The following is a 14,277-nucleotide window of genomic DNA, read 5'->3' on the forward strand; positions in this document are numbered from 1 at the left end:
CCGGCCTACATGATCTAAAGAGCCGCAATGGACCAGATCGTTGCAGAAAACATCAGCCAGACGCGGGCGAATACCAAGAAGGTGTTCGTCAAGACTTATGGCTGCCAGATGAATGTCTATGACAGCCAGCGCATGACCGATGCGCTGTCGGAGAGCGGCTATCAACCGACCGACACGGTCGAGGACGCCGATCTGGTGCTGATCAACACCTGCCACATCCGCGAGAAGGCGGCGGAAAAGGTTTATTCCCAGCTCGGCCGATTGCGCAAGCTCAAGGAAGAGCGGGCGTTGCAGGGCAAAGAAATGATGGTCGGTGTCGCCGGCTGCGTCGCCCAGGCCGAGGGTGCCGAGATCGCAAGGCGTGCGCCGGTCGTCGACGTCATCATTGGTCCGACCACCTATCATCGCCTGCCGGATGCGATCGCACGGGCTCGCAACGGCGAACGGGTGATCGAGACGGACTATGCCGTCGAGGACAAGTTCGAATACCTGCCGCAGATCAATCGCGAGAAGACGCTTGCTCGCGGCGTTTCGGCTTTCCTGACGGTGCAGGAAGGCTGCGACAAATTCTGCACTTTTTGTGTCGTGCCCTATACACGTGGCTCGGAAGTGTCTCGGCCACTGACGCAGTTGGTCGAGGAAGCCAAGAAGCTTGTCGATGCCGGCGTGCGCGAGGTGACGCTGCTCGGCCAGAATGTCAATGCCTGGCATGGCCACGGGCCGAAGGGCGAGGCCTGGGGCCTGGGCGACCTGCTTTATCACCTGGCTGATATGCCCGGCATCGAGCGGTTGCGCTACACGACCAGCCATCCGCGCGACATGGATGAGCGGCTCATCAATGCGCATCGCGACCTCAGAAAGCTGATGCCCTATCTGCATCTGCCAGTGCAATCCGGCTCGGATCGTATCCTCAAGGCAATGAACCGTCGTCATACGGCGGCCGAATACATCGCGCTGATCGACAAAATCCGTGCTGTGCGGCCGGATATCGCGCTGTCGGGTGATTTCATCGTCGGTTTCCCCGGCGAGACCGATGCGGATTTCGAGGATACGTTGAAGCTGGTCGAGACGATCGGCTATGCCTCCGCCTTCTCGTTCAAATATTCGGCCCGTCCCGGTACGCCTGGCGCCGAGATGAAAGACCATGTGCCGGAACAGGTCAAATCCGAGCGGCTCGAACGGCTGCAGGCGCTGCTGATGGCACAACAGACAGCCTTCCAGCAGTCACTGGTCGGCCAGACGGTCGAAGTGCTTGTTGAAAAACCCGGCCGATTCGACAATCAGATGGTTGGCCGTAGCCCATGGCTGCTTCCTGTGATAATTGATGCAAAAGATACAAGAATTGGTGCCATAATCATGGCACGAATCACGAAGGCCGGATCCAACAGTTTGCACGCGGAGATCGCATGAACACCTATGGATGGCCTATTGAAAGGAGCAAGACGGTTTGAGCAGACCCGAATTGATGTCTTCTACCGAGCGCCAGCCAATCCGGACTCCGGCAGACGCCAATCACTTCGTTCTGACCTTCGATAACAACCGTCTCGCCAGCGAGCTGTTCGGCCAGTACGATCAAAACCTCAAGCTCATAGCCGAACGGCTCAGCGTGGATGCGCGGCCGCGCGGCAATACGGTGTCGCTGACCGGCGAGCTCAATGCCATCAACATGGCTCGGAAGACCCTCGACCATCTCTATGACCGGCTACAGAAGGGCGGCACGATCGAGCCGTCCGATGTCGAAGGTGCGATCCGTATGGCGCAGGCGACCGACGACCAGCTCGTCTTCCCGGCGCTGGAGAAAAAGGCAAAGCTCACGATGAGCCAGATTTCCACCCGCAAGAAGACGATCGTGGCGCGGACGCCGAACCAGGACGTCTATATGCGGGCGCTGGAGCGTTCCGAACTGGTCTTCGGCGTTGGCCCGGCCGGTACCGGCAAGACCTATCTCGCTGTCGCGCATGCCGCACAGCTTCTCGAACGTGGCGCCGTCGACCGCATCGTGCTGTCGCGGCCGGCGGTCGAGGCCGGCGAGCGGCTGGGCTTCCTGCCCGGCGACATGAAGGAAAAGGTCGATCCCTATCTGCGTCCGCTCTATGACGCGCTTTATGACATGATGCCGGGCGACAAGGTCGAACGCGCCATCACCGCAGGCGTCATCGAGATCGCACCGCTGGCTTTCATGCGCGGCCGCACGCTTGCCAACGCCGCCATCATCCTTGATGAAGCACAGAACACCACGTCGATGCAGATGAAGATGTTCCTGACGCGTCTCGGCGAGAATGCGCGGATGATCGTCACCGGCGACCCGAGCCAGGTCGATTTGCCGCGCGGTGTGAAATCCGGCCTGGTCGAGGCGCTGCAGATCCTCAATGGCGTCGAGGGCATTTCCGTCGTTCGCTTCAAGGATGCCGACGTTGTGCGTCATCCGTTGGTCGCCAAGATCGTTCGCGCCTATGATGCCGAGGGTGCACTCGGCAATGGTGGCTACGAATCCTGATGTCTGAGACGTCCAGACTGGATCTCCAGCTCGCCGTCGAGGCGGGCAAATGGCCGTCGGAAGACGAGTTGCAATCTTTCTCTGCGCGTGTGCTGGAAAGGGCCGCCGACTTCCTCGCCGACGAAGTCAAGCAGCCTTTTCCCAAGATGCCGGTTGAAATTTCGCTGGTCTTCACCAGCGACGAGGATATAAAGGCGATCAACGCGGAATGGCGGGGACAGGACAAGCCGACGAATGTGCTGTCTTTCCCGGCTTTTCCGCTGGAGCCCGGCGGCAAGCCGGGTCCGATGCTGGGTGACATCATCCTTGCCGAGGAAACTTTACGACGCGAAGCCCTTGACCTCGGCAAGCCGTTTGACGATCATCTGACACATCTTCTGGTGCATGGCTTCCTGCACCTGTTTGGTTACGACCATATGGACGACGAGGAAGCAGCGGTCATGGAAGGCTTGGAAATCCGCATACTGGCGGAACTCGGCCTCGACGATCCCTACGGGGACGATGACCAGATAACAGTTTGAGGCGATGAGCGACTTTTCCACACGGCCGAGCGAGACGGCACATCATTCTCCGGCCCATAACGGCGCCGACGACGGCAGCACGTCTACCAAAGGCGACAGTACCACCGGGCCCAGATCGTCGATCTGGGCAAAGGTGTCGCGGCTGCTGCGTCCCCATTCCGCCTCGACCTTGCGGGAAGACCTTGCCGATGTGCTCGCCACCGAGGAAAGCGCGGGCAGCGATTTTTCTCCGATCGAACGGGCGCTGCTCGGCAATCTCCTGCGTTTCCGCGAAGTGCGCGTCGAGGATGTGATGGTGCCGCGCGCCGAGATCGAGGCGATTGACCAGGATACGACCATCGGCGAACTGGCGCTGATGTTCAACGAGACCGGCCGCTCGCGCATGCCCGTCTATGCCGAAACGCTCGACGATCCCAAGGGCATGGTGCATATCCGCGACCTGATGGGCTATATGATCAAGGAAGGCCGCAACCGCCGCCGTTCCGCACCAAAGGCCGCGGCGCCTGCGACCGTCACCGATGGCACCGTGCCCCTGCCGGCGCCGAAGGCGAGCAAATCAAAACCCTTCGACCTCTCGCGTGTCAATCCGGATGTGACGATTGCCGAAGCCGGCATTATCCGCCCGGTGCTGTTCGTGCCGCCCTCCATGCTCGCCTCCGAACTGATGGCCAAGATGCAGGCGGAACGGACGCAGATGGCGCTGGTGATCGACGAATATGGCGGCACCGATGGCCTCGCTTCTCTCGAAGACATCGTCGAAATGCTGGTCGGCGACATCGAGGACGAGCATGACGACGAAGAAGCGATGTTCACGCGTCAGTCCGACGACATCTGGGTCGCCGATGCGCGCGTCGAGCTTGAGGAGATCGCCAAGGCGATCGGCCCGGATTTCGATGTTTCCGGGCAGATGAACGAAGTCGACACGCTGGGCGGACTGATCTTCGCCGAGCTTGGCCGCATCCCGGCGCGCGGGGAAGTGGTCCAGGCCGTGCCCGGCTTCGAATTCCACGTGCTCGATGCAGATCCGCGCCGGCTCAAGAAGGTGAGGATCACCCGCAAGCGCACGCCGGTCCGCCGCCGTACGCCGAAGGAAGAGGGTGAGAGCGAAATCGGCGCGGAAGCGGAAGCCGCAACTGTGCCGGCTTCAGAGAAGGGCTCGGATATCTGAGCCCTGGAGCCTCAGGCGCGAATATCCAGCACGCGATTGCGATGCTTCGGATGCGTCGAATAAACAAAAATCCGGTCGAGGTCGCGGTCCGGCATCATGCTGAGGAAGCGCACCTCGATCGTATTATTGGCGTTGACGCGCATCAGCGTGCAGCCGACGCGGTTGACCTTGGCATCGGGGACGTCGAGATAGAACTGCTTCGGCAGGCTGAACTTGGTGTTGATGGCAAGGATGGCGCCGCTCTTCGAAATGGCGATCAGGTCGCAGCGGCGGGCTGCAAGATTCTTCACCGCATTTTCAGTATATTCGATGCGCGCCGCATTCATCGTCTCTTCCATGGCAAACCGCTTTTCGCGGTCGTACATGAAGGACTCTTCCTTGCTCAGATAGTTCGGCTTGGGTGAGGTTCCGGGTTCCATGGTTGTCCCTCCAAATTCACGCAAACCATGGTAGGAAGAGAAGGCTAAAAATGAATTGACGCGATGCGTTTTTGAAACATGTCAAGTTGATTGCCGTGTTTCAGGCTTAACAAACCGCTAGTCTGCCGCCCGCGATGACACAGATGCAAGTCACGGCAAGGCAATAAAACAATTTACTGGACTTATTGATCAGCCTCAGTGTTTATCTCCACGTCCGCGGCTGATCTTGAGACGCGAAAACAGGAAATCGTGAATGACGACCGCTTTGGACCAACTCAAAGGCAAGCATGTTCTGGTCGTCGAGGATGAGTTCCTGATCGCTGAAACCATGTGCCTCGACCTCGAAAATGCCGGCGCCATCGTCGTTGGCCCGGTGCCGACCGTGGCACGCGCATTGTCGCTGCTGCAATCGCGCCAGGTCGACGCAGCGCTTTTGGATATCAAGCTCAATGAAGAGACGTCGATATCGATCGTCAACGACCTCTCCCGGCGCGCCATTCCCTATGTATTCGTGTCCAATATCAACCCTTCCGAACTGCCGCCGCGCTTTCGCGACGCGCTTGTCGGCAAGCCGGCCGAAATAACCGTCATTGCCCGAGCGCTTTTCCGGGGCGAATAGCGGCGCTGGCTGGCGCGGATCAAGGCTGCGCTGGCTGGAGGGCATGGATGCGAGGCCTCCAATGCCGAGCCGTTGAGGGGGGCAAAGAGGGTACTCACTGGGCTAGGAATTCCCGGCCTTGGAAAATCCGACGTTCGGTATCGCCAATTCCATATGGACACGTCCTGCCGGAGGTGATCGTATGCGCTCGATGAGAATGCGAGAGGCCTGGATTGTTGAATATTCCTGCACTTTTCGATCTTTCCGGCCGCAAGGCGATCGTTACCGGTGCCAGCCGCGGCCTGGGGCAGGCGATTGCCGAAGCATTGGCGGGCGCCGGGGCCGATGTTGCGATCACCGCGCGCGACGTCGAGTCTCTAAGGGAGACCGCCCGCCGGATAAAAGCGCTCGGTCGCTCCATTCATACGTTTGAGCTCGATGTGCGCGATGTCGAAGCCTGCGGCAGCGTGATTGCCGAAGCGGCCGATGCACTGGGCGGGCTCGATATTCTCGTCAACAATGCCGGCCATGAGGATGTGCGGCCGTCGCTCGATGTCGACGAGCTGCTCTGGGACAAGATCGTCGATACCAATCTCAAGGGCGCCTTCTTCGCTGCCCAGGCCGCTGCGCGCTGCATGCGCGACCTCGGCAAGGGCGGCGCAATCGTCAATCTCTGCTCGCTCACCTCCTATGTCGGCGTGCCGACCGCCGTGCCCTATGGCTCCTCCAAATCCGGCCTGATGGGCATGACGCATGCGCTGGCCGCCGAATGGGCCGGCCTCGGCATCCGCGTCAACGCCATCGCGCCCGGCTATTTCCGCACGGCGATGACCGATGTGTTCTACAAGGACGACGTCTGGCAGCAGGCGATGCTGGCGAAAATTCCGCAACGCCGCTTCGGGGCGATGGAGGATGTCGCAGGCGCCGTCGTCTTCCTCGCCAGCGACGCCTCAGCCTATGTTACCGGCACCTGTATCCCCATCGACGGCGGCTATCTCGCCTCGATCTGACCCAGTCCCAAGGAAATTCCGATGTCCGACGTCTCCTTCCATGATCTCTCCACGCTCGACGAAGCCGGCCGCGCTGACTTGCTGAAACGCTCTGAAACCGACCTTTCCGGTTTCATCGACAAGGTGAAGCCGATCATCGAGGCGGTGCGGACGGAGGGCGACGCAGCGCTGGTGCGTTTCGCACGCGATCTCGACAAAGCCGATGTCAATATCGGCAGCCTGAGGGCAAGCGAAGCGGAATTCGATGCAGCATTTGACAAGGTCGACCCGGAGGTGATCGAAGCCATCCGCTTCGGCATCGACAATATCCGCCGCTTCCACGAGGAACAGAGACCGGAGCCGATGTGGCTCAAAGAAATGCGGCCCGGCGCCTATGCCGGCGACCGCTTCACGCCGATCAAATCGGTGGCGCTCTATATCCCGCGCGGCAAGGGCGCCTTCCCGTCGGTGACGATGATGACGGCGGTGCCGGCAGTCGTCGCCGGCGTGCCGGAACTGGCGATCGTGACGCCGCCGGTGCCGGACGGTTCCGTCGATGCCGCGACGCTGGTCGCAGCAAGGCTTGCGGGCGTCGAGACGGTCTATAAGGTCGGCGGTGCACAGGCTGTCGCCGCCGTCGCCTATGGCACCGAGACGATCAAGCCGGCGATGAAGATCGTTGGCCCGGGCAGCCCGTGGGTGGTTGCCGCCAAGCGGCTGCTTTCGGGCGTCATCGATCCCGGCTTGCCCGCCGGCCCGTCGGAAGCGATCATCTTTGCCGACGATACGGTCAAGGGCGGGCTTGCGGCGCTGGACCTGCTGATCGAGGCGGAGCACGGGCCGGATTCGTCGGCCTATCTGGTCACCCATAGCCGCCGCGTTGTGGAAGAGGCACTGGCGGCTTTGCCGGAGCATTGGGGCCGGATGACGGAGCAGCGTGTCGCCTTTTCGACTGCGGTGCTGACCGGCAAATGCGGCGGCGTGATCCTGACGCCGTCGGTCGAAGAAAGCTATCGCTTCGTCAATGATTATGCGCCCGAACATCTGGAAATCCTGTCCACCGATCCCTTCGCCCATCTCGCCCATATCACCGAGGCGGCGGAGGTCCTGATGGGGCCGTATACGCCGGTGTCGATCGGCAATTTCGGACTGGGTCCGAATTGCGTTCTGCCGACCAGCCGCTGGGCGCGGACCTACGGGCCGCTTTCGGTCACCGATTTCGTCAAGCGCTCGTCCGTCGGCTATGTCACCGCTTCGGCCTATCCGGAATTCGCCAAGCATGCCTGGACTTTGGCGCGCTATGAAGGCTTTTCCTCACATGAACACGCGGTTTCCGATGTCCGCAAGAAATATCTCTGAGGGATTTGGATGAAGGCGGCACGGCTCTATGCGGCAGGCGATCTCAGGGTCGAAACCATCGATCCGCCCAGTGCGCTCGCGCCCGGCTGTCTGCGTATCGCCGTCACCGCTGCCGGCATCTGTGGCTCCGACCTGCACAATTTCCGCACCGGCCAGTGGATCAGCCGCTCGCCCTCGGTCGCAGGCCACGAGTTTGCCGGCATCGTCACCGAAGTCGCACCGGATGTCTCCGACTTTGCGGTCGGCGATACCGTCGTGGCCGACAGCCGCGTCTGGTGCGGCGAATGCCCGGCTTGCCTGAGCGGGAGGCGCAATGTCTGCCTGCATCTCGGTTTCGTCGGCGAGGTCTGCGATGGCGGCTTTGCCGAGGAGACGGCATTGCCGGCGCGGCTGATGGTCAGGCATGATCCTGCGCTGGATCCGCGTGTCGCAGCCATGGCCGAACCCCTGGCCGTGGCGTTGCATGCCGTGCGTAGACAAGCCGTGCCATCCGGTGAGCCGGTCCTGATTGTCGGTTGCGGGCCGATCGGCGGTCTTGCAGCCTTGCTTCTTTCACGACTGCATGATGGTCCTTTGCTGGTCGCCGATCGAAACGCGGCGCGCGCCAGGCGCGTCGCGGACGTCACCGGCGCTGCTGCCGTTGACCTGGAGCCGGACGCGATTGCGGCATCACTCGATGGGAAGGCATTGCGCCATGCCCTCGATGCCACCGGCAATATCGCTGTCCTGAAGACAGTGTTCGATCTCCTGGCCGGCAGCGGTTCGCTGGCGCTGGTCGGCATCACGCATGGCCATGTGGATCTTGACCCCAACCTGTTGGTCGAACGCGAAATCGCGCTGATCGGCTGCCATGCCTTTGCCGATGAGCTTCCGGAGGTGGTGGCGATGCTGCCCGATCTCGCCGATGCTCTCCTGCGGTTGATCGACCGCGAAATCGATATCGATGAGGTGCCGGAAGCCTATCGCCGACTTCTCGCGGGTGAAGCGACAGGCCTGAAGACCATCATCCGCGTCGGTGATCGATGAGCACCAGCCGCACCGCCGAAATCCGACGGCTGGCCCGCATGGACGAGGCCAGGGCCGTCCTGCTGTTGGCGGACCTTCTGCGTGAACTTTTCGATCTCGACGCATGCGCGATTGCCATCAACCACGACCAATACAGCCTCAATTCGCTGAATGGATTTTTCGAGGCCGATGGGCAGCACTTCTTCTTCAAATTCCACCAGGAAGAGGGTGAGGAGGCGATGTCCGGCGAATATTACCGTGCCGACATCCTCGCCCGTGCCGGCCTGCCGGTGGATCAACCGGTATATATGTCGGCGCTGCCCGGCGAGCAGATCCTGATCTATCGCCGTCGCAGCGATCCCCGTTTTTCAGACGTGCTCCGGACGCTCGACCTTGTGCCGGATGACAAAGCCGAAGCGCTCGCAGTCGCGGCAGAACGCAATCTTTCTGAAAAGCTGCTGGCGGTCTATCGCCGCACGCTGCACCCGATCACGCCTCGGCAGGCCGCCGCGGAACCTGTCCATCGGCTGTTCTACGAACGGCTGGTGGATTTGCCGGAGGGTGCCTATCCGGGCGGGCGCTATCGGAATTTCTATGTCGGACAGCAATTTGCGTTTCCCGGCGTGACACTGGGTTGGAACGAATTTTCCAATGCCCGCATCGTGGTCAATGGCATCCGCTATCGACACACGATCGGCGAGCTCTTCGACCGCGCCGCCAGGCTGCTGCTACCGGAGCAATTGTTCCATGCCGGCGGGGTCGTGGCGCATGGCGATGCGCACAATGCCAATGTCTGGTATTCGGCCGAGGGCGATCACGCCGCACTTTGCTATTTCGATCCGGCCTTTGCCGGAGAGCACATGCCCAGCCTGCTGGCCGAGGTGAAGACGACCTTCCACAATATCTTTGCCCATCCCTTCTGGCTCTATGACCCGACCGAAGCTGCTATGCGCTTCAAAGGCGAGGCGCGCTACGAAGCCGGCATGCTTCATCTCGATACCGACTGGGCACTCAGCCCGGTCCGCCATGCCCTGCTCGATGTGAAGGCGCAGTGTCTGTGGCGGCCTCTGCTGGCCGAATTGAAAACGAGGGACATGCTTCCGGCCGATTGGCGTGACGTGGTTCGCTCGGCGCTTTTCCTCTGCCCGACGCTGGTAATGAATTTGCGCGCCGGCGTCGCTGCTCACGATCCCGTCTCGTCGCTGATCGCCTTTGCCGTCGCCACCATGGTCGGCAGCGAGCCGGAAGATGGCGGCGACATCGTCAGCGATTTCCTCGATTCCATCACGCCGGCCTGATCTGTTTCGGCTTTTCGGCATCAAGGAGAGCGATCATGGATGAGATGCCCACTCGGGCACGCGACGGGCGCGGACCGCGCTACGCGGAAGAGCTTGACGGTCCGCCCGTGACGGGCGATGAGGTATCGTTCCGGGCAAGATCGCTGAACTTCCGCCGCTGGACTGAACTGGAGAGCGCATGGACCAGGCCCTGACCCTTCTCGACCGGCTGATCGCCTTCCCAACCGTCAGCCGCGACGGCAATATCGACCTGATCCGCTATGTCGCCGACCTTTTGACGGCTGAAGGCATCCCGTCGCGGCTCTTTCCGCATGAGAGTGGCGACCGCGCCTCGCTCTTTGCCACGATCGGGCCCGAAGGTTCGGGCGGGGTGGTGCTGTCAGGTCATACCGATGTCGTCCCCGTCGAAGGCCAGGCCTGGACCAGCGATCCGTTCCGCATGATCCGTCGCGATGACCGGCTTTTCGGCCGTGGCACCGCCGACATGAAGGGGTTTATCGCCTGCGCCATCGAGGCCTTCGTCGCCGCGAAGAGCCGGGCGCTCACCCGGCCGCTGCATCTGGCGCTGTCCTATGACGAGGAAATCGGCTGCGTCGGCGTCCGCCCGATGCTGACGGAACTGGCAGCCGCAGGCATCCGGCCGGAATGGGTGCTGATCGGCGAGCCGACCTCCATGGCGGTGGCGACCGGCCACAAGGGCAAGACCGGGATGAAGGCGATCTGCTGTGGCCACGCCGCCCATTCGGCGCTGGCGCCCACCGGCCTCAACGCCATTCATCTCGCTGCGGATTTCCTGACTGAAATTCGCGCCATGCAGGCCGATCTCGAAGCGACGGGACGACGTGATCCGGACTATGACGTGCCCTATACGACACTGCATGCCGGCGTGATCAAGGGTGGCACGGCGCTCAACATCGTACCGGACAATTGCGAAATGCTGTTTGAAATCCGCAACATCGCCGGCGACGACCCCAAGAAAATCCTCGACGAATTCTTCGAGCGCGCCGGCCGTATCGCCGGCAAGGCGCGCAACCAGTTTCCCGAGGCCGATATCAGGATCGAGATTTTCAACGAATATCCGGGTCTCGGCACGGATACGACGGGTGCGGTGACCAAGGAGGCGATTGCGCTTTCCGGTCAGTCGAACCGCATCAAGGTCGCGTTCGGCACCGAAGGCGGATTGTTCCAGGAGGCGCTGCAGACCACGGCTATCGTCTGTGGCCCCGGCAGCATGGACCAGGGCCATAAGCCGGATGAATTCGTTTCCGTCCCGCAGCTCGAAGCCTGCCGGACAATGCTATCGCAGCTGACGGACAGGCTGGCCGGATGAATGCAGGCGCTCAGCCTGCGCCGTGGCATTTCTTGTATTTCTTGCCCGATCCGCAGGGACAGGGATCGTTGCGGCCGACCTGCGCAATGGCGGGCTTTTGCACACGGACCGCGACGTCGCCTTTGACATAGCGCCAGGCACCCATGATCCGGCGGAATTGGGATGTTTCCGACAATGTGAAGATGCGAGTGTTCTGGCGATAGCGCGCCGTGAATGTCACCGTGCCGGCATCATCGCCCTCGCCGCCGGCCTCCGTTGCTTCGATTGTCAACCCGACCCACTCGGTGCCGGGCATCGACTTGGCCGCTTCCTCGCGATTGAAGGCAAGGGCTGCCTCGCCGGCGCAGGTCCGCTCGATATAGTCGAGATTTCCCTGCGCATAGGCGGTGTAGCGCGATCGCATCAGCGCCTCGGCCGTCGGTGCAGGCCTGCCGGCCAGCAGAGGGCCGCAGCACGCCATGAAATCTTTCCCCGATCCGCAGGGACACAAGGTCATCAACCGCACCTCTTCAAGCTGAGATTTCGCTTTTAGAGATGCCGGCCGCCAGTGTCCAGAAAGATACCCTATAGCACCCGGTCAGCGGGGGCGGGTAGCGATGTGCTCGGCAACGTATTTTGCGTCGTGCCACGCGCCCCAGATGAAGGGCGATGCCCTCCGCGACAGCCAGGCCAGACCGAGGAAGTAGAGGCCGGGCACTTTCGAAACGCCGTTACGATGCGCAGGCCGGCCTTTCTCATCAAAAGCGTCGAGCTTGAGCCAGCTGAAGTCGAGCCGGTATCCCGTCGCCCAGATGATCGAGGTAATATCCGCTTTGGCGAGATCGAGCTCCAGGATCGGATCGATGGCGCATTGAGGCAGCGCGCCGATAACATGGGCCTCAGGCTCTTCCGGCAAATCCAGGCCTTCGCGGGCGGCATAGGCATCGGCGGCAGACAGGACCGAGAGATAGTCCGCGTCCCCTCCGGCGATATTCTTGGCCAGATCCACGGCAAAACGCATCTTGCTGTCTTGATATGCCTCGGCACGGCCGACCAGGGTAATCCCGCTGGCGGCGAGCTTGCGGAAATCAACGGTGTGCCCRCCATGCGCACCGCTCACGGCGATTGTCACATGCTCCAGCGCTGGATCGTTGGTCTTGACGTCCCAGAGCCCCAGGGCGCCGAGCCACCAGACGAAATCACGCCCGCGATAACGCCGCGGAGGCCGGTTGTGTGGACCGACCGACAGATAGACCGTCCGACCTGACCTCACCAGTTCATCGGCGATCTGTACCCCGGAAGAGCCGGCGCCGATCACCAGGCAGGCGCCCGCAGGCAATTGCCCGGGATTGCGATAGGCGGAAGAATGCAGCTGGACGATGCCGCTGTCAGCCGGCAAGATCGCTGGGATCACCGGCTTTTGAAACGGTCCGGTGGCCGCTATGACATTCTTTGCTTCGATGGTGCCCTGATTGGTTTCAACGCGAAAACCCGAACCGTCGCCGATTTCATGAAGTGCCGTGACCTCCACGCCGCAGCGGATCGGCACAGCCATCTTTTCCGCATAGGCGACAAAATAGTCGACGATCTGGTCACGCGCGGCAAAGCTGTCGGGATCAAGCCCATCAAAGGCCATGGTCGGAAATCTATCATGCCAGGCCGGGCCGTTCGCCACCAGCGAATCCCAGCGTTCGCTGCGCCAGCGTTCGGCAATACGGTGCCGCTCGATCACCAGATGCGGGACCTTGTTGTTGGTCAGATGTTCGCTGGCCGCCAGCCCTGCCTGGCCGCCACCGACCACGAGCGTGTCGACTTTTTCAACCGTCATGCACCGGCTCCTTTTTTGAGACATCCAACCGCAAAGCAGCGGGGCCAACCGCAGACCAGCAGGGCAAAAAATTGTTAGTCGACACCGCTGGTTCGAGAAATAATGATTTATTTCAGTCTTGCTTTGGATATTTCGAGGTAGGGGTGGCGAAAGGCATGATGGCCTTCGTCCGGCGCCTTCCTATTGACTACGCACGGCCGACGACTCACTACTGACCCTCGTCATTTGCCACCAACCATTCGGCCGCCATGCGCTTCACCCTCCGCCAACTCGAATATTTCATTGCCGCCGGCGAGACCGGCAGCATCACCCAGGCGTCGGAGCGCATCAATATTTCGCAGCCGTCGATCTCGACGGCCATCTCGCAGCTCGAACAGGAGCTGGATGTCCAGCTTTTCGTCCGCCACCATGCGCAGGGCCTGTCGCTGACGCCGGCCGGGCGGATCATGCTGATCGAGGCCAAGCGGCTGATCGAGCAGGCGGAATCGCTCTATGCCGTGGCATCCGAGGCCAGTGACGAAGTGCGCGGCCAGCTCAATGTCGGCTGCCTGACGACGCTGGCGCCGATGATCCTGCCGGAACTGGCGCTGTCGTTCAAATCCGGCTTCCCGAATGCTTCCATCCGCCCGCATGCCGACCATCAGGAAACGCTGCTCTCCGGTCTGCACAAGGCAATGATCGATGTCGCCATCTCCTATGACCTGCAGATCCCGACCGATATCGAATTCACGCCGTTGGTGGATCTGCCGGTACATGCCGTGGTCGGCGAGAGCCATCCGCTGGCGCGCAATTCGGCGGTGACGCTGGAGGAATTGGTGAAGGAACCGCTGATCCTGCTCGACTTGCCGCTTAGCGCCGAATACTTTTTGGCAATCTTCATGAAGGAAGGCCTGCAACCCAACATCGCCTTCCGCATCGCCCATCCCGACGTGATCCGCACCATGGTCGCCAATGGCTATGGCTACACGCTGGCCAATGTCACACCGCGTTCCGACGTCGCACTGGATGGCCGCCGGGTGGTGCGCGTGCGCCTTTCCGGCGAGCACCGGCCGATGACGATCGGGCTTGCGACGTTGAAGCAGATCAAGAAATCACGGCTGCTGACGGCTTTTGCCGGCCATGCACGGTCCTTCATCTCGGAGGCCTATATCCCCGGCATGGTGGCACCTGCCATGGGCCAGAAGAAGCGTTGAGCTGATCGATTTTGCGGAACTTGGGTCAAGCCGACCTGATGCTTCGGAATTTCCTAATCAGGATTACTAAAAATTCTTGTTTTGACCGGCCGG

The 14,277-nt window shown here is 61.4% G+C and carries 14 protein-coding genes; 11 read left to right on the plus strand and 3 right to left on the minus strand.

Going from position 1 to position 14,277, the window contains the following annotated elements; genetic code table 11:
• Positions 1 to 27 precede the first annotated feature (27 nt).
• The 4 genes from miaB to AC1DYF_RS06975 are packed head-to-tail and all read left to right on the plus strand — an operon-like array spanning position 28 to position 4,186.
• Positions 28 to 1,410, plus strand: a complete 1,383-nt coding sequence (miaB, locus tag AC1DYF_RS06960; protein WP_477875964.1) for a tRNA (N6-isopentenyl adenosine(37)-C2)-methylthiotransferase MiaB — start codon at positions 28 to 30, stop codon at positions 1,408 to 1,410.
• A 55-nt stretch (positions 1,411 to 1,465) separates the two neighbouring features.
• The gene (locus AC1DYF_RS06965) at positions 1,466 to 2,497 is read left to right on the plus strand and encodes a PhoH family protein (protein ID WP_477875965.1); all 1,032 of its coding nucleotides are present in this window, start codon (positions 1,466 to 1,468) and stop codon (positions 2,495 to 2,497) included.
• Positions 2,497 to 3,018: an rRNA maturation RNase YbeY gene (ybeY, locus tag AC1DYF_RS06970; RefSeq protein ID WP_477875966.1), complete on the plus strand. Its 522-nt coding sequence runs from the start codon at positions 2,497 to 2,499 to the stop codon at positions 3,016 to 3,018. The genes AC1DYF_RS06965 and ybeY overlap by 1 nt, the downstream gene beginning before the upstream one ends.
• A 4-nt stretch (positions 3,019 to 3,022) precedes the next feature.
• On the plus strand, positions 3,023 to 4,186 hold the full coding sequence (locus AC1DYF_RS06975) for a hemolysin family protein (RefSeq protein WP_477875967.1): 1,164 nt from the start codon (positions 3,023 to 3,025) through the stop codon (positions 4,184 to 4,186).
• 11 nt (positions 4,187 to 4,197) lie between these two features.
• Here AC1DYF_RS06975 and AC1DYF_RS06980 read toward each other — a convergent pair whose 3' ends face one another.
• Positions 4,198 to 4,605 carry a hypothetical protein gene (locus tag AC1DYF_RS06980; RefSeq protein WP_477875968.1) on the minus strand — a complete coding sequence of 136 codons (408 nt, stop codon included), beginning with the start codon at positions 4,603 to 4,605 and terminating at the stop codon, positions 4,198 to 4,200.
• Between the two features lie 253 nt (positions 4,606 to 4,858).
• On the opposite strand from AC1DYF_RS06980, the gene AC1DYF_RS06985 reads away from it, so the two are divergent.
• From AC1DYF_RS06985 to argE, 6 genes are all read left to right on the plus strand, one after another.
• Entirely contained in the window at positions 4,859 to 5,224 is a 366-nt protein-coding gene (locus AC1DYF_RS06985; protein WP_477875969.1) for a response regulator, read from the plus strand.
• A gap of 215 nt (positions 5,225 to 5,439) precedes the next feature.
• Entirely contained in the window at positions 5,440 to 6,213 is a 774-nt protein-coding gene (locus AC1DYF_RS06990; RefSeq protein ID WP_477876057.1) for an SDR family NAD(P)-dependent oxidoreductase, read from the plus strand.
• Between the two features lie 21 nt (positions 6,214 to 6,234).
• On the plus strand, positions 6,235 to 7,551 hold the full coding sequence (gene hisD / locus AC1DYF_RS06995; protein WP_477875970.1) for a histidinol dehydrogenase: 1,317 nt from the start codon (positions 6,235 to 6,237) through the stop codon (positions 7,549 to 7,551).
• Between the two features lie 9 nt (positions 7,552 to 7,560).
• Positions 7,561 to 8,577 carry a zinc-dependent alcohol dehydrogenase gene (locus AC1DYF_RS07000; RefSeq protein ID WP_477875971.1) on the plus strand — a complete coding sequence of 339 codons (1,017 nt, stop codon included), beginning with the start codon at positions 7,561 to 7,563 and terminating at the stop codon, positions 8,575 to 8,577.
• Positions 8,578 to 8,615: 38 nt separating this feature from the next.
• On the plus strand, positions 8,616 to 9,854 hold the full coding sequence (locus AC1DYF_RS07005) for a hypothetical protein (protein ID WP_477876058.1): 1,239 nt from the start codon (positions 8,616 to 8,618) through the stop codon (positions 9,852 to 9,854).
• Between the two features lie 178 nt (positions 9,855 to 10,032).
• A complete protein-coding gene (gene argE, locus AC1DYF_RS07010) occupies positions 10,033 to 11,184 on the plus strand; it encodes an acetylornithine deacetylase (protein WP_477875972.1) in 1,152 nt (383 codons plus the stop codon).
• Between the two features lie 10 nt (positions 11,185 to 11,194).
• Here the strand turns inward: argE and AC1DYF_RS07015 are convergent, their stop codons facing one another.
• Together AC1DYF_RS07015 and AC1DYF_RS07020 are read right to left on the minus strand one after the other, a co-directional pair.
• The gene (locus AC1DYF_RS07015; RefSeq protein ID WP_477875973.1) at positions 11,195 to 11,680 is read right to left on the minus strand and encodes a YchJ family protein; all 486 of its coding nucleotides are present in this window, start codon (positions 11,678 to 11,680) and stop codon (positions 11,195 to 11,197) included.
• Between the two features lie 81 nt (positions 11,681 to 11,761).
• A complete protein-coding gene (locus AC1DYF_RS07020) occupies positions 11,762 to 12,991 on the minus strand; it encodes a flavin-containing monooxygenase (protein WP_477875974.1) in 1,230 nt (409 codons plus the stop codon).
• 248 nt (positions 12,992 to 13,239) lie between these two features.
• Here AC1DYF_RS07020 and AC1DYF_RS07025 point away from each other — a divergent pair, with 248 nt between their 5' ends.
• Entirely contained in the window at positions 13,240 to 14,184 is a 945-nt protein-coding gene (locus tag AC1DYF_RS07025) for a LysR family transcriptional regulator (protein ID WP_477875975.1), read from the plus strand.
• Positions 14,185 to 14,277: the final 93 nt, after the last annotated feature.

The organism is Rhizobium sp. P2_G9 (assembly GCF_056403475.1).

Excerpts from the sequence above, each read along its gene's own strand:
- AC1DYF_RS07025 (WP_477875975.1), top strand. The coding sequence starts at position 13,240 with ATGCGCTTCACCCTCCGCCAACTCGAATATTTCATTGCCGCCGGCGAG.
- AC1DYF_RS07005 (WP_477876058.1), top strand. The coding sequence starts at position 8,616 with ATGGACGAGGCCAGGGCCGTCCTGCTGTTGGCGGACCTTCTGCGTGAA.
- AC1DYF_RS07000 (WP_477875971.1), top strand. The coding sequence starts at position 7,561 with ATGAAGGCGGCACGGCTCTATGCGGCAGGCGATCTCAGGGTCGAAACC.
- AC1DYF_RS07015 (WP_477875973.1), bottom strand. The coding sequence starts at position 11,680 with ATGACCTTGTGTCCCTGCGGATCGGGGAAAGATTTCATGGCGTGCTGC.
- ybeY (WP_477875966.1), top strand. The coding sequence starts at position 2,497 with ATGTCTGAGACGTCCAGACTGGATCTCCAGCTCGCCGTCGAGGCGGGC.
- miaB (WP_477875964.1), top strand. The coding sequence starts at position 28 with ATGGACCAGATCGTTGCAGAAAACATCAGCCAGACGCGGGCGAATACC.
- hisD (WP_477875970.1), top strand. The coding sequence starts at position 6,235 with ATGTCCGACGTCTCCTTCCATGATCTCTCCACGCTCGACGAAGCCGGC.
- AC1DYF_RS06985 (WP_477875969.1), top strand. The coding sequence starts at position 4,859 with ATGACGACCGCTTTGGACCAACTCAAAGGCAAGCATGTTCTGGTCGTC.
- AC1DYF_RS06975 (WP_477875967.1), top strand. The coding sequence starts at position 3,023 with ATGAGCGACTTTTCCACACGGCCGAGCGAGACGGCACATCATTCTCCG.
- AC1DYF_RS06965 (WP_477875965.1), top strand. The coding sequence starts at position 1,466 with ATGTCTTCTACCGAGCGCCAGCCAATCCGGACTCCGGCAGACGCCAAT.
- argE (WP_477875972.1), top strand. The coding sequence starts at position 10,033 with ATGGACCAGGCCCTGACCCTTCTCGACCGGCTGATCGCCTTCCCAACC.
- AC1DYF_RS06980 (WP_477875968.1), bottom strand. The coding sequence starts at position 4,605 with ATGGAACCCGGAACCTCACCCAAGCCGAACTATCTGAGCAAGGAAGAG.